This window comes from Sorangium sp. So ce381 (assembly GCF_051473845.1).
GTDB classification, from domain to species: Bacteria; Myxococcota_A; Polyangia; order Polyangiales; family Polyangiaceae; genus Sorangium; species Sorangium atrum.
This window is the reverse complement of the sequence record NZ_CP150336.1, coordinates 1,968,534-1,994,855: the sequence shown is the minus strand read 5'-3', so window position 1 is coordinate 1,994,855 and position 26,322 is coordinate 1,968,534. Positions and strand designations below refer to the sequence as shown.

Here is a 26,322-nt window from a genome sequence, read left to right as displayed (position 1 = left end):
GAGTCCCTCTTTCCCGGACGGCTAGGGCCGCCCGTGCTTCACCGGCACGGACCGCGCCGTACCCATTGAAAGATCCGCCTTCGCAGCAGGAGCCGCGGCGCCGGCTTTTCCGGCGCCGAAGAGACTGCTGATACGCGCCGCAGAGGCGCCAAACCCACGCGCGCCCTCGATCGCCCGTTCGATCGGGTGGCGCTCGAGCTCCGCGTCCACGTACCGGCTCGTCACGACGTGCCAGTTGAGGACGCCAGCCATGTACGATCGCTGCTTCTCGACGTATCCGAGCACGGCCTCGCGCGCCGCCTTGTCGAGGTCGAATTCGTCGAGGATGCGGGGCAGCTCGGTCGCGACGATGTGCTCGAACTCCAGCACGCGCGCCGTGATCAGGTCATTGACGACCTCCTTGGCCCGCTGCGCGTCGCATTCGAGGAACCGCTCGGCGACCAGCACGAGGTTATTGAGCTCGCCCTCGAACTCGATCTCCTTGCGGTACGAGTAGAGATCGTTGATCCACCCGCCCACGTCGGCCGTGGTGTTGTCGAGCCCTCGCATCGTCCGCGTGCGGAAGAGCTCGGCCGGGACCACATCGCCCAGCGCGAGCTTGGGCAGGCTCATCGTGAGATCGGCGCCGAACGTCTTGCGGCGCATCTCGACGTAATCGACCGGATCCGGGATCCGGTTCTGGGTCTGGTTCAGGAGCTCCCAGAGCCAGCTCCCGGTCATGGTCTCGATGCTGCGGCGGAGCGACTGGCGCGAGTTCATCGACATGGGGGAAGCCGTACGGATCCAGAGATCCAGCAGGCTGCTCTCCACCGGGTTCTCGGGCACCGGGGCGCCCGCGCAGTCGAGGGGCATGAACATCGAGAGCCGGGCGTTGAACCGCTTCGCGCCCGCCATGTCCCGCGTCGCGCCGAACACGCGCGGGAAATAATCGTCGCCGTACGTCCCCCACGTCAGCCAGGCGGAGCTCAGGTCGAGCTCGTGCGGGGACGCGTCCGGGTGAATGCCCGCGGCACAGATGGGGAAATCGAAGCCGATGAAGCTGCGCTCGTCCCAGATCCCGGACCCGAAGATGCCCGGCACCACGTCGAGCATCCCGAACTTGCGGGCCCACTCGAGGGTGTTCCGGCGCGCCGCGGGCAGATGCGGGCTCAAGCGGAGCTTGAACGGCATGGTGATCTTCGGGAGCGGCGTCCTGCCCACAGGCTGAAACGGGGCGTGGGTGAGGGTCTTGATCCGCTGCAAACCCAGGGCGCCGGGCGTGAGCCTGATCCGGAACGCCGAGGTGCCGAGCCCCGTCGGCGCCCCGACGAGCTCGGGGACGCCCGCGGATTTGTCCGCGTTTTCGTTCATGTAGCGGCTCGACCGCATGTGCCATTCGTGGCCGCCGGACTGCCAATCCTGCAGCCCCTTCACGTACTTGGCGACGTCGAGGGCCTGCGCCGGCGTCAGCCCGTGCTCCACGCAGAGCGCCGGCACCTCGACGAGCGCCGTGTTCTCGAATTGCTGGAGCCGCGACGTCAGGATCTCGTTCGTCAGATCGGCCGCCCTTTGCGTGGGCACGCCGAGGAAACGCTCGAGGACGAGCACGCAGTTGGCGTTCTCCCCCTCGTCCTCGACCTCCCGCTGGTACGAGAACAGGTCATTTCGCAGGTGGACGCCGTCCGAGAACGTGTCGCGCAGGACCTCGAGTGGGCGCGTCGCGGCGACGGCGGCCGGGACCTCGGCGCCCACGGCGATCTCGACGAGGCCCGCCGACCAGGGCGCGCCGCCGACCTTGCGGCGCATCTCGATGTATTCGACCGGGTTCGCGACGCGGTTCTCCTGGATATTGGCGAGCTCCCACATGCATTCGAGCATCAGGTTCTTCGTCGCCACGAGGAAGCGCTCGCGCCAGTGGACCGAGGTGAGCGGGACGGTCCGCGCCCAGAGGTCCGCGAGCGCGCGCTCGACCACGTTCGTCGGCTCCGGCGGCGTGCCCGTGGGCACGACGGGCATGAAGAGCGGCAGGCGGTCGAGGTACGCCTTCGCGCCGCGCATGTCCTTGGTGCGCTTGTAGATCTCGAGGAAATGGTCGTCGAAGAAGAACACCCAGACATACCAATCCGTGATCAGATTGAGCTCGGGCGCGGGCGCGTCGGGGTGGGTATACGCGCAGAGCAGCGCGTAATCGTGCGCGTCGAGGTCGCGCTCGGTCCAGATGGGTTTTCCCTGCGGGTTCTCCTCCAGGATACCCATCTCGTAGGACCAGGCCTTGGTATGCGCGCGCGCCCCTTCGAGGTGCGGATTGAGGCGCGCCGGATGCGGCATGTAGAAGTCGGGCAGCGTGAAAGGTTGCATGTTCGCTGACTTCTCGCGCGCGACGTCGAGTTGGGCGACGCGGGCGACCTGAATGTCTCGGCGGTCCGTATTCCGGACGCACCTCGGCCGCTCGCACGCGAACGTGCGACGACGCGTTGGTGGGGCTCGTCCCCACAGACCGATCGGGATCGTTCCGACGGGGCGGATCTAGTTCAGCCCAACGCTCCCACCAAATTAATTGATGACGAGCGCCAGACCGCAGGAACTCCAAACCTGTTGCTTGGTGCGAAATCGCTCGGGCGCCGCGGCGATCGCTCGAGGCTCGCGGGCGGGCTCAGTCATGTCACGCTCACCCGCCGGGTCGGCTCGGCAGCCTGTGAGCCTCCGACAGCGACCACGTTTCATCCCGCTCGTTTGCGCTCACCGCGCGGTGGTGTGGCGTGGTGCTTACCCCAGCCTGCCAGGATGCTGGAGACACCACAACGCCACAAACGCCGCAAACGCCACAGGACGCCGAGATTTTTGTGTTCTTCTTGACGTCTTGTAGCGTGTCGGCGATCCTCGGCCGGATTTCTGACACACGGAGCTGGGCTATACCCGCGCCGTCTCCTCGAGCTCCTTACCGCGCGTCTCCGGGAGGAGCCACAGGATGAGCGCGAGCGCGACCAGCGGAAAGAGCGCCGTCGCGGACACCGCCGGTCCCCAGCCGATCTCCTCCGCGGCGAAGCCGACGGCGATCGGAGACAGCATGTAGCCGATCCGGCCGAGCAGGTTGTTCGACCAGGCGATCGCGTCGCTCCGGAGGTGCGTGGGGAAGAGCTCGGTCATGTAGGCGTTCAGCACGGGGAGCACCCCGCTCGCGCCGAAGATGGCGAAGACCAGCGCGGCCGTGAGCCCGCCCCGCGAGCCCAGCGAGTAAGCGCCGAGCACGCCGGCCGCCGCCAGCACATAGATGATCACCGCGCCCTTGCGGCGGCCCACCACGTCGAGCAGCTTGCCCGAGGCGAAGATGAGCGGCATCGAGACGAGCGCCGCGAACGTGATGCTGCCGCCCACCTCGCCGTCGCTGAGCCCGCGCTCCCGGAGCGCGAACGTCTTCCAGAACGTCACCGCGTTCTGGGTGCAGACGTACGTGAGCCCCCAGATCAAGGCGAGCTGCAGCATCCGCCCGCGGTACGGCGTGCGCAGGATGCGCGTGAACGGCGGCGTCCCCTCCCCCTTTCGCTCGGCCGCCGCCTGCTCGAACCGCGCCGTCTCGCGCAGGCCGCGCCGCGCGACCGCGATGAGCAAGAGCGGGACGCCGCCGACGAGGTACACGCTGCGCCACCCGTACGGCGTCGCGAGGAGCAGCGGCACGACGCCCGCGCACACGATGGATCCCAGGCTCGAGAACGCCTGGATGACGCCGATCACCATCCCGCGCCGATCGCTCGGGTACTCCTCGGCCGCGTACACCATGCTGACCGCCCACTCGCCGAGGAGGAAGATGCGCGCGATGAGCTGCAAGACGGCGAAGACATAGACGTTCGGCGCGAACGCCGTCAGCACGGAGAAGATCGTATACCCCGCAATGGTGACCGATAGCACCCGCCGCCGCCCCCACTGGTCGGCCTTGCGCACGAGGAGATACGCGATCATCGTCCCCGAGTTGATGACCCCGACGAGGAGCCCCTCGTGGCGGGGCGCGAGGCCCATCTGCGCGCCGAAGTTGGGCAATATCTGCGTGAGCGCCAGGAAGTCGTAGCCCTCGAAGAACGAGGCCACGCTCAGGAACCAGAACAGCCGCCGCTGGTACGGCGTGAACGGCGTCTTCTGGTGCGGGGCAGCTGTCGTCATATCACCTGTTCCCTCCGAGCGGGCGCTCGTAGACGCGATAACGCCGGTAAGGCACGCACCCGGCCGACTCCACGATATGGCGCATCGCCGCGTTGTCCTCGTGGATCAAGGAGGCCTCGAGCCGCTCGTACCCCGCCGCGAAGAGGCCGTCGACCACGTGCCGCACGAGGAGCGCGTGGAGGCCCGTCGACCGGAACGCCGGCACGACGCCGATCAGCTTGAAGCTCGCCGTCCTGACGCGGCGGAGCGCCCCGAGGACGCGCGCCCAGCCGAGCGGCAGGAGCCGCCCGCGCGCCGCGGCGAACGCCTCGTTCAGCTCGGGGAAACACGCCGCGAACGCGGCGGGCTCGCCGCGCACCGTCGCGATCTGCAAGAGGCGCGGGCTCGCCAGGGCGACGAACGCGCGCCCCAGGTTCACGAACTCCGCGCGCGACATCGGGACGACCTCCGGCACGCCGCGGTACGCCTCGGTGAAGACCGCGTGGGCGATCTCCATGTCGCGCGAGACGCGGTGAACCGCGACGCGGCGCACCTCGAGGCCCGGGAGGCTCACCGCGGCGGCCTTCCGGCGCAGCGCCTCGGGGAGCTCGCGGCGGCGCCCCGCCGCGTCGACGAGCGGGGTGTCGTAAGCGAGCATGTCGTAACGCTTCGAGAACCCCTCGGCCTCGACGAGCTCGCGGTAATACGGAGGGTGATGGCCCGCGAGCATCGGCGGCCGGGAGCCATACCCCTCGACAAGGAGCCCGATGTCCTCCACCCGCGTCACGTTGCGCGGGCCGCGCAGCGACGTGGCGCCGAGCGCCAGCGCCCGCTCGCTCACCGCGCCGAAGAGCGCCCGCGCCGCCTCCGGGTCGCGCTCGCACTCGAAGAAGCCGAAGAACGCCGCGCGCTCGCCGCTGTGGCGATCGTGGCGCCCGTCGAGGAGGAGCGAGATCGTCCCGACCGTCTCGCGCCCGCGCCGCGCCCGGAACAGGCGCAGCTGCGCGTCGCGGAAGAAGGGGTTTCGCGGGTCGAGCCGCCGCAGCACGAGCGGGCGGAGGGGCGCGACATAGCCAGGATCGGCCGCGTGGAGGCGCAGCGGCAGGTCGAGGATCTCGGTGATATCCGCGCCGCTCTTCGCCTCCTCGACGGTGATCGACATCGAGGCGCTCAGTACCCCGCGAGCCGCTTCAGCCGGAAATAGAGCGGCGTGGGGCTGCCCTCGTGCTTCTCCTTGAGCGGCCCGCTCATGAGCGGCAGGTACATCACGCGCCGCTGGCTGGCGTCGCCCGTGGCCGTGGCCTGCGCGACGCGGTGCCAGATGCGGCCGTCGTGGATCGTGAGGTCCCCCGCCGCGGCCTCGAGCGCGTACTCGTCCGGGTCGGGTCGGTGGTCGAGGAAATAGGCCTTGCGGGTCATCATCTCGAAGAGGCCTTGTCGGTGAGAGGACGGGATCAGCCGCACGCCGCCCTTCGAGAGGGGCGAGTCATCGAGATAGAAGCCGACGTTCAGGTACCGGCGCGGCTTCTCGAGATAGAAGAGGTCGCGCAGGCTGTCGGTGTGCCAGCCGAGGCGCTGGTACGTCGACCCCTCCTCGTGGCGGTAATGGTTGATGACGAGCCCGTCGCGCTCCCGCTCGCCGATCCGGTAGCCAGGCCCGGCCACATCGAGGATGGCGCCGAAGCGAGGGTCGCGCACGAAGGCGCGGAGGCGCTCGCCGAAGAGCGACGCGAACACCATGCGCTGGATGTAGCGGGAGCCGTCCTTCCGCGTGCCGAAGAGGAGCGGGACGCCGTTGATGTGCGCCCTGCCCTCCCCGACGAGCCGGCGGTCCATGGCCTCGACCTCCTCGACGAGCGAGCGCACCGCGCCGCGATCGGCGAACCCGCGGAAGCGGATGAACCCGTGCTCGTCGAGGAAGTCCCGCTGCTCGGCCGTGAGCGCGCCGCCGAGCTCGAAATCCGGCAGCCGGATACGGTGGTTCGCCGGAGGGAGGCCGGCGCTCGCGGGCGTGGCGGCGGCTGGCTGCGTGTCGCGCGGGGCGTTCACGTGACGTCTCCTGCCAGGTCCCTAGCGCAGACGGGCCGCGGCGGGAACAGCGGCCGCAGGGAGCGCCCGCCAGCGCGGAATCTGCACCGATGCGCACGCCTTGCAGCCGAGCGCGCCGGCCCGCCGGGGCGTCCCGCGGTCGCTCCTCGAGCCGAGTCGGCTCCCCCCGCCGCCAGGCCGCCGGTCGCCGGTCCAGCCGAGACGTGGCGGCACCTGCCTTGCAAAGCAGTCTATCGAGGATCGATGAACCGGTGAACCGGTGCGGCGACGAATGACACAAGAGCAAGATCCCATGACGGAAGGGCAACGGCGGGATGAACCGCCGGAGCCGCCGGTGCGCGGGCGAGCGCGCGGCGGGCGCGGCTCCACGGGGGCCTTGCTCCTCGCGCTCTGCGTCGCGCTCGGCGTGGCCGCCGGGCTCGGCGGGTACACCTTCGTTTATGCGAAGGGCGCCTCGTACCTGGGCAGCGACCCGTCGGCGTGCGCCAACTGCCACATCATGAACGAGCAATTCGCCGGGTGGCAGCGCTCCAGCCACCGGGCGGTGGCAGGGTGCAACGACTGTCACGCGCCGCACACGTTCCTGGGGAAATATGCCACGAAGGCGTCGAACGGGTTCTGGCACTCGTTCGCCTTCACCTCGGGCCGCTTCCCGGACCCGATCCGGATCAAGCCCAGCAATCTACGCATCACGGAGGAGGCCTGTCGCGGGTGTCACGGCGACGTCGTGGATGCGATCGACAGCGAGCACCACGGCGCCGCGGGGCTCTCGTGCGTGCGCTGCCATGAATCGGTGGGCCACCTGCACTGAGGGGCGCCCGCTGCACGAGGGAAAGGACCGATGACGGAGCCGAAGGACGAAGGATCCACGCAGAAGAGCGCGCGCACCGGCAGGCCGCCGGCGCGCTGGCGCTACCTGCCGCTCGCGGCGCTCGCCGCGGCGGCCGCGACCGCCGGGATCGCCGCGCTGCTCGTGAACATCTTCGAGCACAAACAGGAGGCGAAGAGCCCGTTCTATCGCGTCGTCGAGCTTGACGACACGATAGACGACCCGGCCGTATGGGGGAAGAACTTCCCCCTCCAGTACGACGGCTACCGGCGCACGGTCGACCAGAAGCGCACGCGCTTCGGCGGGAGCGAGGCGGTGCCGCGCACGCCGACGGAGGCCGATCCGCGCAGCGTGGTCGCGCAATCGAAGCTCGAGGAGGACGGGCGGCTGAAGACGATGTGGGCCGGCTACGCCTTCGCGCGCGACTTCCGGGAGGAGCGCGGGCACGCCCACATGCTCGAGGATCAGGTGTACACCGAGCGGCAGATCGCGACGAAGCAGCCGGGCACGTGCATTCACTGCCATGCGTCCGTGTACGTGCCGTACAAGAAGCTCGGCGGCGGCGATCTGATGCGCGGCTGGGAGGCGATGAACCAGATGCCCTTCCCCGAGGCGCGCAAGCTTGTGACGCACCCGGTCTCGTGCATCGACTGCCACGACCCGGAGTCGATGCAGCTCCGGGTGACGCGGCCCGGGTTCATCGAGGGGATCCGCGCGCTCAAGGCGTCGACGGGCGAGGCCAATTACGACGTCAACACGATGGCAACGCGCCAGGAGATGCGCTCGTACGTCTGCGGGCAGTGCCACGTGGAGTATTACTTCAAGGGCCCGGAGAAGCGCCTCGTGTACCCGTGGGCGAAGGGCATCAAGGTCGACGAGATCTACGCCTATTACGAGGAGAACGGCCACTCGGACTGGACGCACGCGGAGTCGGGCGCGAAGGTGCTGAAGGCGCAGCACCCGGAGTTCGAGATGTGGAATCAGGGCATCCACGCCCGCTCCGGCGTGGCCTGCGCCGACTGCCACATGCCGTACCAGCGGGTCGGCGCGACGAAGATCAGCGATCACCACGTGCAGAGCCCGCTCCTCAACGTGAACCGCGCGTGCCAGACGTGCCACAAGTGGCCCGAGGACGAGCTCCGGCAGCGCGTGGAGACGATCCAGTCGCGCCATTTCGAGGCGCGCAACCGGGCGATGGACGCCGTGGTCGCGCTCATCAGCGACATCCGCCGGGCGAAGGAGGCCGGGATGGCCGATGAGGCGCTCGCGGGGCCGCGCGCGGCGCAGCGGAAATGCCAGTTCTTCGTCGACTTCGCCGAGGCCGAGAACTCGTCCGGCTTCCACGCGCCCCAGGAGGCAATGCGCATCCTCGCGTCCGCCATCGATACCTGCCGTCGAGGCCAGCTGTCGCTGCGAGATGGAACCCCGCCCGAGGAGTGATCCGGCCCAAGGTGAACGTGAACGTCTACGTAAACGTTTTGCGTGAACGTTTACGTGGTCGTTTACGTGGTCGTTTACGTGGTCGTGGTCGTGGTCGTTCACGGCCTATCGTTGACGACCACGACCACGACCACGACCACGTAAACGACCACGTAAACATTCGAATGTGGGAGAACGCGGCGGGAAGCTTGGTTAACGCCTACCTCTTTTCCTCTCCCTCTCTCCTGCTCCAGGCCACCTGGAGCGCTGGCCAGCGCACCGCCCGCCTGCCCGAACAGGCCGAGCGGCCTCGTCATCGCTCGCTCACGGCCTGACGAGCTGGGCCATGACTCCAGAGCTCCGATATGGAGCGCTCATGTGTCCCTCATTGCATTTGACGCGATTCATCCGAAGCTCGACTCCTCGCGAGATAGTGCTTGGATAATCCGTTTGAGATCCGTACGGTGTCGCCGAAAGGGGAAGACGCCATGGCAACCTGCCGCAATCGTTCGAGCGCCGTCACCGCGCTTTGTGCCGGCTTTGCGCTCGTCTCGACGTCGTGCGCCTCCGGCGATCCGGGCGCGCCGGCGGCCGAAGAGATCCACGTCTCGCACGTGGGCAAGGATACGGTCAGCACGTTCCTGAACCGGCTCGCGACGGAGGCTGGCCAGGTCGTCGTGACCCGCGCCGGCGTCGATGACGCCTGGCAGAGCGTCACTCTGAAAAAAGAGCGCGGGACCTCGCTCTACCTCGTGGAGGGGCCGCTTCCCAGCGCGGCGCTCCCGGGCGAGCGCGCGCGCGTCGGCGGGATCGCCGCCGTCGCCGTCCCGACGGGCCGCGACCCCCATGACTGGCTCGGCTCGCCTCGCCTTCACGCAGAGCCGATCGGAGAGCACGACGTGGTCCTGTCGCGCGCTCCGGAACGACAGGGGACCCGCGCTCCGGCCGGGACGCGCGCGCCGCGCGACGGGGGCGCCGCCGAGCTCCCCGAGCTCCACATCGACGCCGCGTTCCTCGAGGCGCGGCTCAAGGAGCTCTCCGGCGCCGCGCCGGTGACCGTCGATGGCCGCACGGCGGTCATCCGCGAGCGCGGGTCCGAGGACGGGCGCGCGCTGGCCCGCCGCTGGATGCGCCAGCAATACGAGGCGATCGGGTTCACCGTCAAGGAGCACGCCTATCAAAGCGGCTGGAGCCAGGGCGTCAACCTGACGGCCGACAAACCCGGCGCGGATCGGTCACGCGTCCTCATCCTCTCGGCGCACTACGACTCCATGAGCAACGCCGGCGCCGACGACGACGGCTCCGGCATCGTGTCGTCGCTCGCCATCGCCCGCGCGCTGAAGGACACGAAGCTGAGCATCGGGCTGCGCGTCGTCGCCTTCGATCAAGAGGAGGACGGCCTCCTCGGCTCAAAGGCCTATGCGAGCAAGCTCTACCGGGACGGGCAGATGGCTCAGGTGGTCGGCGTCCTGGATCTGGAGATGACGGGCTACGACTCCGACGACGACGGGCATTATCACGTCATCCACTGCAACGAGAACACGTCGTCCGATCTGGCCGCGCTGGTCGAGGAGGCCGCGTCGCGCGGCGAGCTCGGCCTGACCCGGGTGGACGCCTGCACGAACCGCAGCGATCACTCGGCGTTCTGGCGCTACGGGGCGCCGGCCGTGGCCATATCGCAGAACTTCTTCGGCGATGACGGCAACCCCTGCTACCACCAGCGCTGCGACCGGGTCGATCGGCTCAACTGGGACTACATGCGGCGGCTGACCGAGGCCGCGGGGCGCGCGGCGGCCAAGCTCCTGATGAAGTGATTCGGGCGATCTCGGCGCGCCCGTGCGGCGCTACTCTGCCCGCCTCATCTTCCTCTTCTTTTCTGGCCTTGTCAGGTCGCTGATGGCGGCGGCCAGCGACTGGAAGATGGATATGTCGCGCAGCTCGATCCCGAGGCCGACCATGCCCTGCGCCATCCCGGGCCCGACGCCGACGAGGCTCACGCGCGCGCCGAGCAGCCGGGTCGCCTGCGCCGTCTGCACCAGCGACGCCGCGGTCTCCTCGTCGACGAACGGCACGCCGGTCACGTCGAGCAGCACCCACCGGGCCCCCTCTCGCGCGACGCCAGAGAGCGCGGCTTCCATGATCTGCTGCGCCCTCGCGGCGTCGATCGCGCCTATCAGCGAGATGAGCAGCACCCCGGGCAGCAGCGGGATGACCGGACAGCCGAGCTCCCGCACCGTGCTCGCCAGCGCGCGCTCGCGCTCGTAGGCGGCGGCCAGCATGTCGCGCTCCGCCTGCAGCGTGGCCTCCATGTCGTGGTGCTCGAACGCGGCGATCAGGAGCGACACCCACATGGCCAGCGGATGGAGGTTGCCCACGAAGCTCTCCAGGTGCAGCCCTCCCAGCACCAGAGTCCCCCAGTCGCGCCTCGCGCTCACGAGCGGGACCAGCAGGAGATAGCCGCCCGGCTCGTCCGGCAAGGCCGCCGCTCTCAGGGCGGGCGGCGGAAAGTCGCCGGCCGGATACCGTTGACCCACGAGCGTGGTCAAGTCCGTGTCGTACGGGTACACGGAGTGGACGACGAACTCCGGCTCGGCCGAGCCCGACGCATCCGCCCAGAGCGCGATGCACCCCACACCGATGGAGGTCTGCGCCAGCCACTCCAGGCGCTCCTGGGTCCATGCGTGCTTCGAGGCGAGGAGCCTGCTCATGTGCACCTTGGCGCGGACCAGCCGCTCGAGGCTCTTCACGTTCCGCCGCTCCCACGCGGCGAGGGCCCGCTGCTGCGAGAGGCGCACGCGGTCGAGGAACGTCTCCAGCCGGCGCGCGGCCTCCGGCTCCGGCGCGACGGCGAGCCGCCGCGCCGCGGTCTGCTCGACGAGCTTCACCACCGCGAGCAGGACCTCGATCTTGTCGTTTCGCGTGACCCCGGCGGCGAAAGCGCGCTGGAGCGTCCCCACGTCCAGCGGCTCCTCCCCGGCGAGCGCCGCGCCGAGGCCCTGCGCGATCACCTCCGCCTCCGGCCAGCCGAGCGGCGCGTCGTCGGACAGCGGGAGCTCCCACCCATCCATGAGGAGGCTCATCTGCCGGGACAGCACGCGCTGCCAGTCGCCCTCCGGCGCCGCGATCGCCGGCGCGACAGGCGCGGTGTTCCACGCCGCGCGGCCGCTTCCGCACGAGCGACGCACCACCAGCTCGGCCGGGCCGCGGGTCACGAGCTCACGAGGGGGGAGGCCGTCGAGCAAATCGATGAGCCGCTCGACGGCCATGCTCCCGAGGAGCGCCGGGTCCTGCCGTACCGTGGTGAGCGGCGGATCGCAGTGCTGGGCGGCGTTGATGTCGTCGAACCCCACCACGGCGATGTCCTCGGGCACGCGGTAGCCGTGCGCCCGGATCGCGTTGATGGCGCCAATCGCCATCTCGTCGTTGCCCGCCACGAGCGCCGTACAGAACTTGCCGTTGCGCTCGAGCAGCTGATGGAAGCGCTGCTCGGTATATAAGATCGTACACTCGTGAAACTCGGAGAGCAGGTTGAGGTCGGCCTCGATCCCGCGCGCGCGCAGCGCCTGATCGAATACCCTGCTCCGCTCGTGGAAATCGTCCGACCCGGTCATGCCGATGTAAGCGATCCGGCGATGTCCGAGCCGGATGAGGTGATCGACGAGCAGGTGAATCGAATCGTGGTTCTCCGCGCGGACGACCGGGCAGCGCGTCCCGAGCGTGGGCGCGCAGAAGATGACGCCAGGCTTCCCGTCGGAGAGCAGCTCCTCCAGCCCGTCGATGTTGTACATCGCGATCCAGCCGGCCACGTGGCGAAGCGCCACGCCGCGCTCCAAGACGCGCCGAGGCGTCGCGTAGATGAGGAGGAGCTCGTAGCCCCGCGCTCGCGCGGCGCGGTGCATGCCACGAAAAGCCGTTGTGTTGAAGGAATTGTCGAGGAAGACCGACGCGACGCCGATCACCTTCGATGTGCGCTGATCGACAGGCCCAGTCTTCATCCCGGTCGCGTTCGCCCCCGCATCCCCCAGGCGAGCCTATCACCGTCCTCGATGGATCGACTCAAGAACTTCTGTGTGTCGACCGCCGCGCTCGATCCCACGTGACCCGGCGTGACGCGACAGGTGCGCGCATGTAAACAATCCGGAGCGGCCGCTTCGGCCGAGGTTTACGCGCGGCGCAGGCTGCGCAGGGCGGCCGTGCATCGATGTTCGTGAGGAGCCCCACGCAGGAGGCGACGTCGGTGATGGGAGCGCTTCAGGGCGCGGCGGGCTCTCCCCGCGGAGCGCGCAGGGCGACCGCGCGAGCACCTTTGTCAGGGCGGCAGATCGTGGGCGCGGTCACTTGCCTTGACGAGCGTGCCCGACAGGGAGGTCCGAGCCGACGCAGCCGCAGCCGCACTCGTCGGAGAAGAGCGCCTCTCCCGGCGCGCAGATGAAGTCGACGAGGTGGCAGTACTCCGGGTCGTGAGAGATGTAGCGGACGTCCGGATCCGCGGCGTCGGGGCAGGTCTCCGGCGCGGGGCCGACGCAGCCACAGCCGCACTCGCCGCCGAAGAGCCTCTCGGGCGGCGAGCAAGCGAAGTCGATGAGGGCGCACTCGTTCTGATCGTGAGAGACGTAACGGACGCCCGGAGCGCCCGGGTCCGGGCACGCGGGAGGCGGCTCCTCGTCGATGCAGCCGCAGCCGCACCCTGGTTGGGTCATCAGCCGCTGTCCCTCCGCGCAGACGAAGTCGATGAGCGCGCACTCGTCCGGATCTTGAGAGACGTAGTGGACGCCAGGATCGCTCGGATCCGGGCACGCGGGAGGCGGCTCCTCGTCGATGCAGCCGCAGCCGCACCCCGGCGCGTTCATCAGCGTCTGTCCCTCCGCGCAGACGAAGTCGATGAGCGCGCACTCGTCCGGATCTTGAGAGACGTAGTGGACGCCAGGATCGCTCGGATCCGGGCACGCCCCGCCCCCGCCGCCCGTGGGAGGTTTACAGCCGAACATTCCTACGATCGAAGAGGCCGCAAGAAGCAACAAGGCACAGGCTCGCATATTGGTCTCCGTATCTTTCTCGTGTGGGTTGGGAGATGCGCTCCCCCTCGAGGCCCGTCTCGAGCCTCCCGGAGGAGCAGAGAGCTCGAATCGACTCAGGGAGCGCCGGCCACGAAGAGCGTCACCGCCCGCCGGAAGACCTCCGGTGAAGACACCTCGATCAGCGCCACTTCCTCGCCGCGCGCGGCGGCCTCGGTCGGCCGGTACACCACGCGGAGCTCTCCGGCGCTCCCCGCCTCGAGGACCACGGGAGCCGCCGTTCCCTCGAGGCTGTACTCGGGGGCCGGGGCGCGCAGCGCGATCCTGTCGATCGCGAGCGGCGCGCCGCAGGAGTGCGCGAGCGCGATGGCGCTGCTGGACATCGCGCCGACGGCCGCCTCGGGCAGGGCGAGCTCCCGCTCGACCTCGAAGCAGCCTGCGAGCGGGCGAGGCGACGGCTCGAGGGCGCCGACCCCGGCGATGAGGTCCACCGGCTCGGAGCGCAGCGCGCCGCGCCGGGCCTGGAGGCGCAGCTCGTCCCCCCGGAGGCCGTCGATGTCGAGCGCGAAGCTGCCGTCGGCCGCGACCGGCGCGACGACCGGAGGCGCGGTCCCATCGAGGTTCACCGCCCAGACCACGTCGGCGTCGGTCACGCTCCCTGGCGCGCCGGTGAGCTCCAGCGGGGCGCCGTCGCACTCGTCGCACACAGCGCCGACGACGTCGCCGGCGAGCGCCGGCGGCCGCTCGAAGGGCGGCTCCGGGATGGGGTTCACCCCGCACCCGGCGACGCAAGCGACGAGAAGGACCGCAAGCCAGCGCATCACGACGCTCCTCTGTTCAAGAGTCGCGCCAATGCGGTCCGCGGCGTTCCGCGGAAATCGTGGCCCCTTGTTGTACCATTCTGTACCATATTGTACCGATGGTACACCACGGCATTGCGCCAGGGGCCGTGGTCGATGGCCGCTACGAGGTCGTGCGCGCGCTCGGGCGCGGCGGGCTCGCCTCGGTCTACGAGGCGCGCGACCGGCTCTTCGATCGCGACGTGGCGATGAAATCGCTGAGCTTCGGCTCCGCGGGCGCGCTCGAGGCGTTCCGGCGGGAGTTCTCGCTGCTCTCGGCCTGCGCTCACCCGCGCCTCCCACGCGCGTACGACTTCGCCCGGACGACGTCCGGCGGCGCGCCGGGGCAGCCGCTCACGTACGCCACGACGGAGCTCATCCGGGGCCGGACGCTGGCCGAGCACGCGCGGGGGCGCGCCTTCCGCGCGGCCCTGCCCGTCCTGCTCGACGCGCTCGACGCGCTCGGGTGGCTCCACGGCGCCGGCATCGTCCACGGCGACTTCAAGCCCGAGAACGTCCTCGTGCGGGACGACGGCGCGGGCGTGCTCATCGATCTCAGCGCGGCGCGGAGGATGCGCGCGGACGCGGGGGACCTCTCGGGGACGGCGCGGTTCTTCGCGCCCGAGCTCCTCCGGGGGGCCCCGCCGAGCGCGCGCACCGACCTCTTCGCCGTGGGGCGGACGCTCGAGGCCCTGTTCCCGCTCCTCTCCGGGGCGCCGCCCGCCGCCGTTCGCCGCCTCGCCGGGCGGCTCACCGCGGACGATCCGGCCAGCCGCCCCTCGGGGGTGGAGGAGGTCCTCGAGGCCCTCTCCGCCGGCGGCCTGCCGCGGCGCGCGCCCGCCGTCGTGAGCGAGCCGGGCGAGATCGTGGGGCGGGAGCGCGAGGTCGAGGCGTTCGGCGCGGCGCTCGAGGCGCTGCTCCGCGGCGAGCGCGGGCCGCGCGCGGTGATCGTCACGGGCGAGGAAGGCGCGGGCAAATCGCGGCTGTTCCGCGAGCTCAAGTGGCGCGCGCAGCTCAGCGCGCAGGTCGTCGAGGGCGCGCCCCGCGGCGACGATCCGCTGCGCGCGCTGCTGGTCCGGGCGCTCGGCGGCGCGCCGCTCCCGGCCGGCGTCGACGCGCTGCTCGGGGCCCGCGGCGAGCTCGCGGGGGCGCGCGGGCGCGAGGGCGAGGCGGCGCGCGCCCCGCGTGATGCGCGCGATGCGCAGGCATTGCCCGCGCCGCACCGGCCGCGCGTGCTCGCGATCGACGACGCGCACAGGCTGGGCGCGCACGACCGGGCGCTGCTCGAGGCGCTCGTTCGATCGGCCGAGCCGACCGACGCCGTCCTCTGGCTGATCGCCTCCGCGGAGCGGCTCGACGTGGGCGGCGGCGCGGTCGTCGAGCTCCCGCTGGGTCCGCTCGAGGAAGACGCCGTCCGGGTCTGGACCGCGCCCCTCGCCACGGCGGCGCGCACGTCGGACCTCTTGCGCGCGAGCGGCGGGCGCCCGCGCGCGCTCAAGGAGCTCTGCGCCGCGCTGGCGCAGCGCAGCCTGAGCGAGGCGGAGCTCGACAGGTTCGTCCACACGACGGGCACCCCGGAGCTCTGGCGCCGGCGCGTGGCGGCGCTCGACCGCGGCGAGGCGCGCGCCCTCGCGGCGCTCGCGGTCGCCGATCCGCTCGGGCCCGAGGCCGCCGCCGCGCTCGGCGTGGGGCGCGCGGCGCTCGACGCGCTCGAGGCCGCGGGGCTCGCGCGGCTCGACGGCGAGGGGTTCCGCCTCGGTCAGGCCGGGCAAGCGAGGGCGCTCCTGCCCTGGCTCGACGCGGGCGCCGTGCGCGAGGTCGCGGCCGCCATGGCGGCCCACCTCGCCGGCGCCGACGAGGCGGCCCTCGCCCCGGCGCTCCGCAGCCAGCGCGCGGCGGACCGGGCGAGGGCGCTCGTGCTCGCGGGCGACCACGAGGCGGCGCGGCGGGCGCTCGCCGCGTCCGGGCCGATGCTCGAGTGGGCGCCGCGCGCCTGGGTGCGCGCGGCGGACGCCGCCTGCGAGGTCCTGCCGGCGCCGAGGACGCTCGTGGCCGCGGCGTCCGCGATCGAGGCCGCCGGCGACCCGCGGCGCGCGCTCTCGCTGCTCGCGCGGGCGAGGCGCGCGGGGCCGCCCGCCGACGTGGGCGCGGAGCTCTCGTACCGGGCGGCGCGCTGCTACGAGAAGCTCGGGAAGGTCGAGCGGGCGCTCTGGCAGCTCGGGCGCGCGCGGGCCCTCTCGCCCGGGCCCTGGGGCGGGCGGCTCGCGAGCCTCTCCGCGCGCTGCCTGCTGCGCCTCGGCCGCTACGACGAGGCCCGGCGCGAGGCGGAGGGGGCGCTCGCGGCGCTCGCGGCGCCCGGATCACGCGAGGTCGCCCGCGCGGTCGCGAGCGGCGAGGAGCGCGAGGTCGACGGCGCGCTCGCGAGCGGCGAGGAGCGCGAGGCCGCCGCGGAGCTCGCCGAGACGCTGGGCCTCGCGCTCGGGTACCTGAGCGACCAGGCCGGGGCGCTCCAGAGCCTGGCGCGCGCCGTCGCGCTTCGGCCGGCGTCGGGCTCGCCCCGCGCCCGCGCCCGCACGCTCAGCTACCACGCGCTCCACGCCTACCGCGCCGGCGACGCGGCCCTCGCGGCGCGCGGGTTCCAGGAGGCGCTCGACCTGGCCGAGGCCGAGGGCCTCGGCGATCTGCTCGCGACGGCCGCGCTCAACCTGGGGACGGCGAGGCACCAGCTCGGCGACTGGGGCGCGGCGCTGCGCTGCTACGAGCGCGGGCTCCGGGCGGCGATCGCCTTCGCCAAGGAGCGGACCGAGGCGACCCTGCGCTTCAACCTCGCCAAGATCCACGCGGACGTCGGCCTCCTGGAGCGCGCCGAGCTCGCCGTCGCGCGGATGCGAGCGCCCGAGGGCCCGAGGGCCCCCGAGGAGATCGCCGTGGCGGCGCTCGGGCTCGCCGCGGAGATCGCCGCCGCGCGCGGCGCGCTCGGCGAGGCGGCGCGGCTGCTCGAGGAGGCCCGCGCCGGCCACGCGGCGCGCGGCTCGAAGCGCGAGGCGTGCGAGGCGGTGATCCACGCCGCGGAGGTCGCGCTCGCGGCGCGGGACAGGGCCGCGGCGGGCGCGCGGCTGGCCGAGGCCGCGGCGCTGCTCCGGGAGGCCGACGCGGCGGATCTCGCGCTGCGCCACGCGACGGCGGGCGCGGAGCTCGCGCTGGCCCGCGGCGACACGGACGCCGCCCTCGCGGAGGTGCAGCGGGGCGCGGGCCTCGTGGCGAGGGTCTCGCAGCTCGAGCTCCACGCGAAGCACGAGGAGGCGTCCGCCGAGGTGCTCCGCCTCCGGTCGGCGACGGCGCTGGCGGAGCGGCACCGCACGGCCGCGCTCGAGTGCTGGGAGCGCATCGGGAGCACGCTCCCCGCCGAGCTCGCCGAGGTCTTCTGGCGGCACCCCCGGCGGGCCGCGCTCCGCGGCGGGCCTGCGCCGCCGGGGGCCCGCATGGAGCTCGTGCTGAAGCTGCTCGAGGTGAACCGGCGCCTGAGCTCGACGCTCGACGCGGAGGAGGTGCTGCGCCTCGCCATGGACGCGGCCATCGAGCTGACCGGCGCCGAGCGGGGGTTCGTGATCCTGACGTCGCCGTCGCTGGGACCGGAAGGCCACGCGAAGGGCAAGCTCGAGGTCGCGGTCGCGCGGAACCTCGATCGCGAGCGCGTCGGCAAGAGCCAGCTCAAGTTCAGCCACGGGATCGCGAAGCGGGTGGTCGAGCGCGGGGAGGCGGTGCTCACGGTCGACGCGCTGGCCGACGAGCGGTTCCACGGGAACGCGTCCGTGCACGGCCTGCGGCTCCGGTCGATCGTGTGCGTGCCGATCCGCGCGCACGGCGCGGTGCTCGGCGCCGTCTACCTCGACAACCGGTTCCAGCGCGGCAAGTTCGCGGAGGGCGACGCGGATCTGCTCGGCGCGTTCGCGGACCAGATCGCGGTCGCGCTGCACAACGGCAGGCTGATGGCCGAGCTCCGGGACCGCACGCGGGCCCTGGAGGAGGAGCAGCGGCGGGTCGCGGAGCTCATGCGCTCGCAGGCCGACGAGATCGAGCGGCTCTCGCACGAGCTCGAGCGGACGCGGGCGGACGCGCGCCGCGACTTCCCGGAGATCGCGGGGAGGAGCGCGCCGATGCGCGCGGTGCTCGCGCTCTGCGAGCGCGTCGCGGAGAGCGACGTGACCGTGACGGTGACCGGCGAGAGCGGCACCGGCAAGGAGCTCGTCGCGCGCGCGATCCACGCGGGCGGGCCCCGGCGGGACGGGCCGTTCGTGGCGGTCAACTGCGCCGCGCTGCCCGAGGCGCTGCTCGAGTCGGAGCTCTTCGGCCACGTGAAGGGCGCGTTCACGGGCGCGGTCCGCGATCACGGCGGGCTGTTCGTCTCGGCGCGGGGCGGGACGCTGTTCCTCGACGAGCTCGGGGAGGTGCCGCTCGGCGTGCAGGCGAAGCTGCTCCGCGCGCTGCAGGAGCGCTCGATCCGCCCGGTGGGGTCGGACCGGAGCGTCTCGGTGGCCGACGTGCGGGTCGTCTGCGCGACGAACCGGGATCTGCGGGAGGAGGTCGCCCGGGGGCGCTTCCGCGAGGATCTCTACTACCGGATCAGCGTCATCGAGATCCGCTTGCCGCCCCTGCGCGACCGGCCGGACGACATCCCGGCGATCGCGCAGGCGATCGTCGAGAAGCTCGCGGCGCGCCAGGGCCGCCCGGCGTTCCGGCTGTCCCGGGGCGCGCTCCGGCGGCTCTCGTCGTACGGCTGGCCCGGCAACGTGCGGCAGCTCGAGAACGTGCTCTCGCGCGCGTGCGTGCTCTCGCCGGGCCCGGAGATCGGCGCCGCCGACATCCAGCTGCCGGCGGCGGCGCCCGCGCCGCGCGGCCGGTCGCGCGCCGAGCACCAGGGCGCCGAGGAGGAGCGGATCCGCGCCGCGCTCGAGCTCTCCCGCTGGAACGTGTGCGAGGTGTCGAGGAGCCTCGGAATCCCGAGGATGACGCTGTACCGGAAGCTCGCGCGATACGGGCTCTTGCGGAAGGAGTGAGGGTCAGCGCACGAGCAGGGCGCCCGCGACCAGCCGTCCCACGCCGAGCGAGAGGGCTAATCCCAGACGCGCACGACCATGAGCCCCAGGGTCGACCGCTTCCCCGCGGCCACGATGCGGCCGTCGCGCTGGACGGCGACGGCGTAGAGGTAGTTCTCGTCCGGATGGTCGTCGAGCACGACCGCGCCCGAGGTGCCGAATCCGGCGTCCATGGTGCCGTCCGGCAGGAGCCGCAGGATCGAGGCCGTGATGCCCGAAGCCCCGGTGCCTCCCGCGACCGCGCCGAGGATCTTGCCGTCGGCCTGGAGGGCGACGCCATAGCCCCGCACATACGGCTTCTCCGTGCCGCTCGCGTTCACCATGCCGGTCCCGCCGAACGTCGTGTCCGCCGAGCCGTCCGCGTTGAAGCGCGCGAAAGCGTAGTGGTTCACGCCGTCGAGCGCATATCCGATCAGGATCGGCTTGCCGTCGCTCCCGAGGGCGAGGTCGTTATCGTTGTACGGCGTCTGCGAGAGATAGGCGATGCCGCCCATTCCGAAGTCGGGATCGAGCGCCCCGTCGCGATCGAGCCGCACCGCGAGGAAGGTCGGGCCCGCGTCCCGCTCGGTCCCTCCTGCGACGATCTGCCCGTCCTCTCCGAGCGCGACCGAGTGCAGCGGGCGATTCTCGAACGAGACGAGGCCCGAGCCGCCGAAGTCGCGATCGACATCGCCCATGGAAGAGAACCGCACGACGATGCCGCGGTTGCCCGGCTTCCCGACGCCGGCGGCGATGATCCCGCCGTCGCTCTCGACGGCGGCGTCGAAGCCCTCGGAGCCGCTGATCGAGGCAGGATCGAGCCTCGCGACCCCGCTGGCGCCAAAGGCCTGATCGATCCCGCCGCTCGCGTTGAATCGGACCACCGTGAGCTGGTCCTTCCGCGTCCCCACGGCCAGGATGCGCCCGTCCGGCTGGAGAGCGAGCGACTTGACCGTTCCTTCCTGGCCGACGACGAGGCCCGCTGTGCCGAACTCCGGATCGAGCACGCCGCCCGGCAGGAAGCGCATGAGCCCCCAGGTCTCTCCGTCGTTGCCGGCGACGAGGATCTTGCCGTCTTCCTGGACGACGATGGCGCGCGCCTCGTGGGGCGTTCCGCTGGTCGCGATTCCATCGCCATCAAACGACTGATCGAGCGTCCCCGGTGGATCGGCGACGAGGAGGGAGAGCGGCACCACCTGGTCCTCCTGCCCGGGCGCGCTGGCCACGAGCGAGGGCGCGGCGCCGCCGAGCGTCGCGAGCGGCTCCGCGCTCAGCGTGAGCGCGCCTGTGGCCTCGCCGCCCGGGACCACGACCGGGCTCGCCGAAACGCCGCTCGGCAGGCCCGACAGCGAGAGCTCGACGTCGCCAGCGAAGTCGTCCGAGCGGGTGACGGCGATGGTGAGCGATACCGAGCCGCCGCGCACCACGCGCGCCGCCGCCGGGTCGAGCGCGATCGAGAAGCCCGCCTGGGGCGCCCTGCCGCCGCTGCCGTGCGCGGACACCTCGCCGCCCCCGCCTCCGCCCGACGCGGCCGCGCCACCGGCGCCGCCCTCACCGCCGGCCCCGTCGCGCGAGACGTCGTGAATGCCGAGGATGCCCTGGCAGCCGAGCGCGAGGGAGGCCGCGGCCGCCCCGGCGAGGAAGGCCCCGCGCGCGAGCCGGACGCCCCGGGCTGGCCGGGGCAGCGCGCTCCTCTGCACGAGCGGCGCGAGCGGGAGGATCATGCCGGCAGGCTACCACGTCGGCCCCCCGCAGGACGCAGCGCCACGACGGCGCCGGGGGTCACGCGCTCGGAGACGAGGCGCTCTCCACCTGCTGCGCGAGCTCATTCCACTCGGAGTACGCAAACCGGTACGGCTCGACGGACAGGCGCTTCAGGAACCGGAGGACCGACCGCGCCATGACGTCCACGTCGTGGCGCGGCGCCATCGGGTGAGAGCGCCATGCATGGAACCGCTCGACCACCTCCCGAGGCTCGAACGGAAGACAGCGCGAGTTCGGGCTCGGGTCGGGATCCGGATAGGAGGTCAACACCTCGATCTCCTGCCGCAGGAGGTCGAGCGCTCCGCAAGGATCGGCCTCCTGCAGGAGGCGCGCATAATCTCGATGAGGGGTGTGGTGCGACGGGCTCAGCCGCAGGGCCTTCTCATAGTAGAACCGCGCTCGATCCGGATTGCCCAGCCGATCGCGGTACAGGTTCCCGAGCCTGCCGTACGCCTCGACCGTCCCCGGATAGAACCGCTTGACGTCGTAGTAATCCGGGTGGGAAGCGTACGAGTTCCTCGGGGAGAAATCGGGCTCGAGCTCGGCGAAGCGCGCGTAGTGCCGCGCGGCCTGCTCATGAGCGCCCCGGCGCTCGTAGAGCTCTCCCAGGTAGAATTGATTGACCGTGTAGAGGCGCGGGTCGTGGTAGGCCCGCGAGACGTTGTCCAGATATCGCTCCTTCAGAGGCGCGCGCGGCATGACCTGAGCCGCTCCGCCCCGCCCCCGCGTCATGAGCGTCTCCGCTAGGTGGAAGGAGCGGAGGAGATGGCGCTCCGCCTGGTCCGATTCGTGATAATGCCACAGGAACTGGCTGCTGATGATGTAGGCCCCGAGCGGGTGGATGCCGTCCTCGTCCATGAACGGATCCGCGTGTCGATAGGGGGCCTCGGACTGGAACGAAGGCGCGATCTCGTCCCACCAGCGCTCGAGCTGGCGAAGCGACGTGAGCGCGCGCTCCAGTGACATGTTCAGGCTTCGCTCGGAGTACCAATGGTAGATATCGTACGGCATGCGCAGGAAGTCGACGGCCTGCGTGAGCGCCGCGCGCTCCTCGCTGGACAGCGATCGTCGCCTGGTCACGTCGTACTCGATGCGAGCGAGCCCCGGGTGCGCCCACCGGATCTGCTCCTCTTCCTCCTCACGGAGCTCGGTCTGCAGAAGGTCGATCACGACATCGATGTTCTCCCGGTTCGGCTCGTCGTCCTCGGCCTCGCGGGCGGCCTGCAGGACGGGGATGAACCGGGCCCAACAAGCTCTGGTGTCGTAGACGCACCAGGCCGCATGGAACCTGACCAGCGGAGACGGAGACCGCAGCGCGCGCTCGTAGAGCGACGCGATCCGGTCGTCGAGCGCGGCTTCACTTCGCGACGCCTCCGCGAGGAACACGAGCGGTTCCGCCGTGCGGGCCAGCTCGCGGTCAGCCAGGTCGATCAGCTCATCGCGGGTGTACTGCGAGAGCGCCTCCCTGCCGAGCGGCGTGACCGCATCCTGAGCCATGAACAGGGATTCAACCACAGAGGACACGGCGGACACAGGCGTTTCCTTGGTACGCCATGCCCGGGCGTCCGCCGCTCCCGGACGGCCCACCGCGCCGCGAACACCAGCTACACCTGTACATCCGTTCAATGATCTGCTAGCCGATCGGCATGCGCTCCCGCAAGGCCGCCGCCGCCGTCGTCGTCGAAGAGCTGCCGTCCGCCGAGGAACCCATCGACGCGATCCCGCCCGACGACACCGCGGCGGACGAGCCGATCTCCGCCGTCCGGGAGCCGCTCGCGCTCGATCTCATCTGCATCGACTGCGGCAGCAGCGGCGGCGCCTACGACGGCTGCGCGCACCGCGAGCGCGCCCGCTTCCACGCGCCGCCGCGGGCAGCGCTGGAGCTCGTCGCGCGCCTGCGCCGGGCCGCCGCCGAGCACCGCGCCGCCGCCCGCGCCCTCCGCGCCCTGGTCACCGCCGAGCACGCGCGCGGTCGCGCCGAGATCGAGCGGGCGGATCCGGTCGAAGCGCCGCAGCCCGAGGCGGCGCCGGAACCCCCCTCGCCTCCCCGGCTCGAGATCGCGGCGCCGGAGCCGCCCGCTCCGCCGCCGGCCGTCTGCCCGCGCTGCGCCGAGCGGACCGAGGGCGAGCCGACGGAGGCCGGGGCGCCGCCGCGCCGGCCAAAGCGCAAGGGGCGGGTGGTCCTCGAACAGCAGGCGTTTCTCTTCTCGAGCGATTCCGAGCAAGGGTCGCCGCACTCCGAGCAAGAGTCGCCTCACGGGACCTGACCCGCGACCAAGGCGCTGCCGAAGGAATCGGAGACCCGGGATCGGCGTTAGGCTGCGCCGATGTCCCCGAGCCCATCCCGAGCTCCTCGCTTGCGCGCCGGAGGCGGCGTCCTGGCCGCCGCGCTGCTCTGGCAACTCGCCTGCACGGGAGGAGCTCCACCCGGAACTCCGCCCGTGACCGGAGCGCGCCGGCCACTCGCGCCGCCTCGGCAGGAAGGCTCAACACCACCGCGCCCGGTGCCCGCGGAGCGCCAGAGGACGCCGGCGCCCCCGCCAGGGCAAGCGACGCTTCCCGCCCCGGGTGAAGCGCCGGTTCCACCCGATGTCGTGGCCACGATGCAGGCGCTCGCCGCGCTCGACACAAGCGCGGCAGGGATCGGGCTGAGCGCGCCCCCCGCGGGAGCTCCCGCGCTGCTCCGCGCCTTGAAGGCCGAGCTCCTAGGCGTCGTCGGGCGCGCGCTCGACGCGGCCGAGGGCGCGCCGGCCGCCGCACGCGAGCGCGCGATGGCGGAGCTGGAGCGGCTCGGCGTCCGCCCCGCCGGCGAGGAACGGCGGTGGGGCAGCCTGCTCGACGTCCGCATCGAGCAGCCCGCGGCGCACCCCGAGCTCCGGGTCGCGCTCGTCACGCTCGCGGTCCCGTGCGGCGAGGACTCGTCTCTCTACGTCTTCGAGCAGGGCCGGGCGGGCTTTCGCCTCGCGCTCGCCCACGAGAGCGATCCGTCGGAGTGGACGTCCGAGGGGAACCGGCTGTCTTATGGCTTCCTCACGGACCAACCGAAGGGGCGCTGGGCGCTGACCGTCTCGAGCGCGGAGTCGTCCTGTGTCTCGCTCTGGAGGACGCTGACCACGAGGGTGCTGCTGGAGGGAACAGACCCGCTGCACCCGCGCGCGGCCTTCGCGAACAGCCTCCGATTCCACATGCCGGCCGGCTACACCCTCGCGGTGTCGGCCAGGGGCTTCACGCTGCGCTGGACAGGCGACCCGACCTTCCTCCCATGGTACCCGCGCTGGGACGCCCTCGCCGCGCGCTACACGGTGGAAGGCGACAGCGTGCGTCGAGCGCCGCCCCTCGCCCCTGACGCGGAGTCGTTCGTGTACGCTTGGCTCGGGCTCGAGTGGGCAGAGGCCGAGCGCTGGCTCTGTCCAGCGGCATCGCCGTCCGCAGGCGAGCGCTGGCACCGGGAGCTGCGCGCAGCGCTGCCAGGGCTCGCGTCGACACCGCAGCTCGGCGCGTGCGGGGGCCCCGACGGGGAGGATCCCACGACGTGCGAGGACGTGGAGCTGTGGCTGACGCGCCCGGGCCTCGCCCGGTCGACCGCGACTACCCACGTCCTCCTGGCGAAGCAGGGCGCGGACCGCTGCGTCGAGCGCGTGTTTTCGAGGGTGAAGCCATGAGAGGTCCGGGCAGCGGCTCGGTCGAAAGCAGGACGCTCACCGCGGCGATCGCGCGGCCGGCGTGGCGGCGCCTGCGCGGACTGGCCCTCTCTTGCGCGGCCTGCCTGTCGCTCGCGCTCACGGCGTGCGCGGCGCCCGCGCCCGAGGCGAGAGGACCTCTGGGACCTCGGCCGGCAGCGCGGCACGTGACGCACGGCGCTCCCACGGCCCTCTCAACGGCCCCCCCGGCGGACGACGCCACGGACCTCGTGAGAGAGGCGCTCGCCCCGTTCTTCGCCGCCCCGAGATCGGGCGCGGCCGGCGATCAGGACACGTGGCTGACGCCGCGGGTGAGCGTGGAGAAGCTGCCGGCGGAGTGCTGGGAGCTGGCGCCGGAGCAGGACGCAGCCGGGCTGGCGATGGTCGCGCTGCATCGGCGGGAACGCGGCCCCGTCCAGTGCGCTCCGTTCAGCGCGCGCCTCGCGCCGTTCGCCACGTTCGCCGTCGACAGGCGCGCTGGCACCGTGCGCTGGTGGGACGAAGCTACGCCCCGGCCGATGCGCGAGTTCCTCGCGGCGCGCGAGGAGTCGCTGAGAGCGGCCGTCTCGGCGCTGGAGAAGCGCTTCATCGACGACGCCATCGACTGGGGAGGCACGACCGCGCTCCACGTCGAGGACGAGACGGCCACGCACCTCCACGTGTCCGTGCTCTCGTCCGACGGCCGCAAACGGCTCGCGCGCTTCCGCGTCGACAGGCGCACGCACGAGCTCTCGTGGGACGACAACGGCGAGCTCCGCGGCTACGGAGCGTTCAAGGCGAGCTGGTACAGGGACCATCACCCGGCGGTCATCGCGCTCGGCCAGCTGCTCGAATGGAAGTGGTCCGGGGTCGATTCGCTCACGCTGGAGGCATCCCACGGCCACGTCTTCGATCTCATCGCGCGAGCCGACGAGACCTGCTCCCCGGCGAGCACCCTGTGCACGACGGAGCGATTCCGCGTCGATATGCGGCGCGGCGCGGCGATGTGGCACGACGGCAAGGCCTACGTGCCCATCGAGCGATTTCTCCAGGACCTGGAGCGGAAGGGGCAAAGGGCCGTCCTCCTGGCCAGGGCCTGGGCGCTGAAGCGACGAGGGCCCGCCGGCGCCTCCTGCATCGCCTTCCGGCCCGAGAGCGTCGACAGGGCGAGCGCGCACGTCCGGATGCACCTCGCCCCGCCGTGCAACACCTCCCCGATGCTGATGACGCTGGCCTGGTACTTCGTGGATCTCCGCACAGGCAAGGTGTGCTCGTCCGAGGACGAGAAGTGCGCGTCGGAGGCCGGACACGAGAGGCCATGACATCGTCCAGCAGGGCTCCGGCGCCATGAGGTCGCCCGCCGACGTGCCCTCGCCTACCGCCCTCACCCCCCGCCGAACGGTGCTGACAAGCGAAGCCGTCCGTCCGATACTCTCGCTGCTTGCCGCACAGCGCCGCTAGCCATCAGCAGACGACCGGGAGCCGGACGTGACACCGCGGATGCGCTCCCGCCGCGGGCGCGCCGCAGAAGCGGCATGGCCACACGGGTGCACCGTGCTA

16 protein-coding genes are annotated in these 26,322 nt (G+C 71.8%); 7 read left to right on the top strand and 9 right to left on the bottom strand.

Annotated features, from left to right (window positions below):
• Nucleotides 1-21: 21 nt before the first annotated feature.
• From WMF29_RS07550 to WMF29_RS07535, 4 genes are all read right to left on the bottom strand, one after another.
• Nucleotides 22-2,337: a family 2 encapsulin nanocompartment cargo protein terpene cyclase gene (locus WMF29_RS07550; protein WP_437328193.1), complete on the bottom strand. Its 2,316-nt coding sequence runs from the start codon at nucleotides 2,335-2,337 to the stop codon at nucleotides 22-24.
• 552 nt (nucleotides 2,338-2,889) lie between these two features.
• Nucleotides 2,890-4,134 carry an MFS transporter gene (locus WMF29_RS07545; RefSeq protein WP_437328192.1) on the bottom strand — a complete coding sequence of 415 codons (1,245 nt, stop codon included), beginning with the start codon at nucleotides 4,132-4,134 and terminating at the stop codon, nucleotides 2,890-2,892.
• A gap of 1 nt (nucleotide 4,135) precedes the next feature.
• On the bottom strand, nucleotides 4,136-5,275 hold the full coding sequence (locus WMF29_RS07540; RefSeq protein WP_437328191.1) for a hypothetical protein: 1,140 nt from the start codon (nucleotides 5,273-5,275) through the stop codon (nucleotides 4,136-4,138).
• Between the two features lie 8 nt (nucleotides 5,276-5,283).
• Entirely contained in the window at nucleotides 5,284-6,162 is an 879-nt protein-coding gene (locus tag WMF29_RS07535; RefSeq protein ID WP_437328190.1) for a phytanoyl-CoA dioxygenase family protein, read from the bottom strand.
• A 292-nt stretch (nucleotides 6,163-6,454) separates the two neighbouring features.
• On the opposite strand from WMF29_RS07535, the gene nrfH reads away from it, so the two are divergent.
• From nrfH to WMF29_RS07520, 3 genes are all read left to right on the top strand, one after another.
• Nucleotides 6,455-6,973, top strand: coding sequence for a cytochrome c nitrite reductase small subunit (gene nrfH / locus WMF29_RS07530; RefSeq protein WP_272101110.1), 519 nt, complete (start codon nucleotides 6,455-6,457; stop codon nucleotides 6,971-6,973).
• 30 nt (nucleotides 6,974-7,003) lie between these two features.
• Nucleotides 7,004-8,431, top strand: a complete 1,428-nt coding sequence (locus WMF29_RS07525) for an ammonia-forming cytochrome c nitrite reductase subunit c552 (RefSeq protein ID WP_437328189.1) — start codon at nucleotides 7,004-7,006, stop codon at nucleotides 8,429-8,431.
• A 467-nt stretch (nucleotides 8,432-8,898) separates the two neighbouring features.
• Nucleotides 8,899-10,224: a M28 family metallopeptidase gene (locus tag WMF29_RS07520; RefSeq protein ID WP_437328188.1), complete on the top strand. Its 1,326-nt coding sequence runs from the start codon at nucleotides 8,899-8,901 to the stop codon at nucleotides 10,222-10,224.
• A gap of 30 nt (nucleotides 10,225-10,254) precedes the next feature.
• Here the strand turns inward: WMF29_RS07520 and WMF29_RS07515 are convergent, their stop codons facing one another.
• The 3 genes from WMF29_RS07515 to WMF29_RS07505 all read right to left on the bottom strand — a co-directional run bounded on the left by WMF29_RS07515 (nucleotide 10,255) and on the right by WMF29_RS07505 (nucleotide 14,246).
• The gene (locus WMF29_RS07515) at nucleotides 10,255-12,405 is read right to left on the bottom strand and encodes a substrate-binding domain-containing protein (RefSeq protein WP_437328187.1); all 2,151 of its coding nucleotides are present in this window, start codon (nucleotides 12,403-12,405) and stop codon (nucleotides 10,255-10,257) included.
• 339 nt (nucleotides 12,406-12,744) lie between these two features.
• Nucleotides 12,745-13,398, bottom strand: a complete 654-nt coding sequence (locus WMF29_RS07510; RefSeq protein ID WP_437328186.1) for a hypothetical protein — start codon at nucleotides 13,396-13,398, stop codon at nucleotides 12,745-12,747.
• Nucleotides 13,399-13,541: 143 nt separating this feature from the next.
• Nucleotides 13,542-14,246, bottom strand: a complete 705-nt coding sequence (locus WMF29_RS07505; RefSeq protein ID WP_437328185.1) for a hypothetical protein — start codon at nucleotides 14,244-14,246, stop codon at nucleotides 13,542-13,544.
• Nucleotides 14,247-14,344: 98 nt separating this feature from the next.
• On the opposite strand from WMF29_RS07505, the gene WMF29_RS07500 reads away from it, so the two are divergent.
• A complete protein-coding gene (locus tag WMF29_RS07500; protein ID WP_437328184.1) occupies nucleotides 14,345-19,321 on the top strand; it encodes a sigma 54-interacting transcriptional regulator in 4,977 nt (1,658 codons plus the stop codon).
• A 56-nt stretch (nucleotides 19,322-19,377) separates the two neighbouring features.
• Here WMF29_RS07500 and WMF29_RS07495 read toward each other — a convergent pair whose 3' ends face one another.
• Nucleotides 19,378-21,063 carry a hypothetical protein gene (locus WMF29_RS07495; RefSeq protein ID WP_437328183.1) on the bottom strand — a complete coding sequence of 562 codons (1,686 nt, stop codon included), beginning with the start codon at nucleotides 21,061-21,063 and terminating at the stop codon, nucleotides 19,378-19,380.
• A gap of 58 nt (nucleotides 21,064-21,121) precedes the next feature.
• Complete coding sequence (locus tag WMF29_RS07490; RefSeq protein ID WP_437328182.1) at nucleotides 21,122-22,600, bottom strand: hypothetical protein; 1,479 nt, start codon at nucleotides 22,598-22,600, stop codon at nucleotides 21,122-21,124.
• 149 nt (nucleotides 22,601-22,749) lie between these two features.
• Here WMF29_RS07490 and WMF29_RS07485 point away from each other — a divergent pair, with 149 nt between their 5' ends.
• The 3 genes from WMF29_RS07485 to WMF29_RS07475 all read left to right on the top strand — a co-directional run bounded on the left by WMF29_RS07485 (nucleotide 22,750) and on the right by WMF29_RS07475 (nucleotide 26,084).
• Entirely contained in the window at nucleotides 22,750-23,370 is a 621-nt protein-coding gene (locus tag WMF29_RS07485; protein WP_437328181.1) for a hypothetical protein, read from the top strand.
• A gap of 327 nt (nucleotides 23,371-23,697) precedes the next feature.
• Complete coding sequence (locus WMF29_RS07480) at nucleotides 23,698-24,765, top strand: hypothetical protein (protein WP_437328180.1); 1,068 nt, start codon at nucleotides 23,698-23,700, stop codon at nucleotides 24,763-24,765.
• Nucleotides 24,762-26,084: a hypothetical protein gene (locus WMF29_RS07475; RefSeq protein WP_437328179.1), complete on the top strand. Its 1,323-nt coding sequence runs from the start codon at nucleotides 24,762-24,764 to the stop codon at nucleotides 26,082-26,084. Before WMF29_RS07480 ends, WMF29_RS07475 begins: the two co-directional genes overlap by 4 nt.
• The last annotated feature ends 238 nt before the right edge of the window (nucleotides 26,085-26,322 follow it).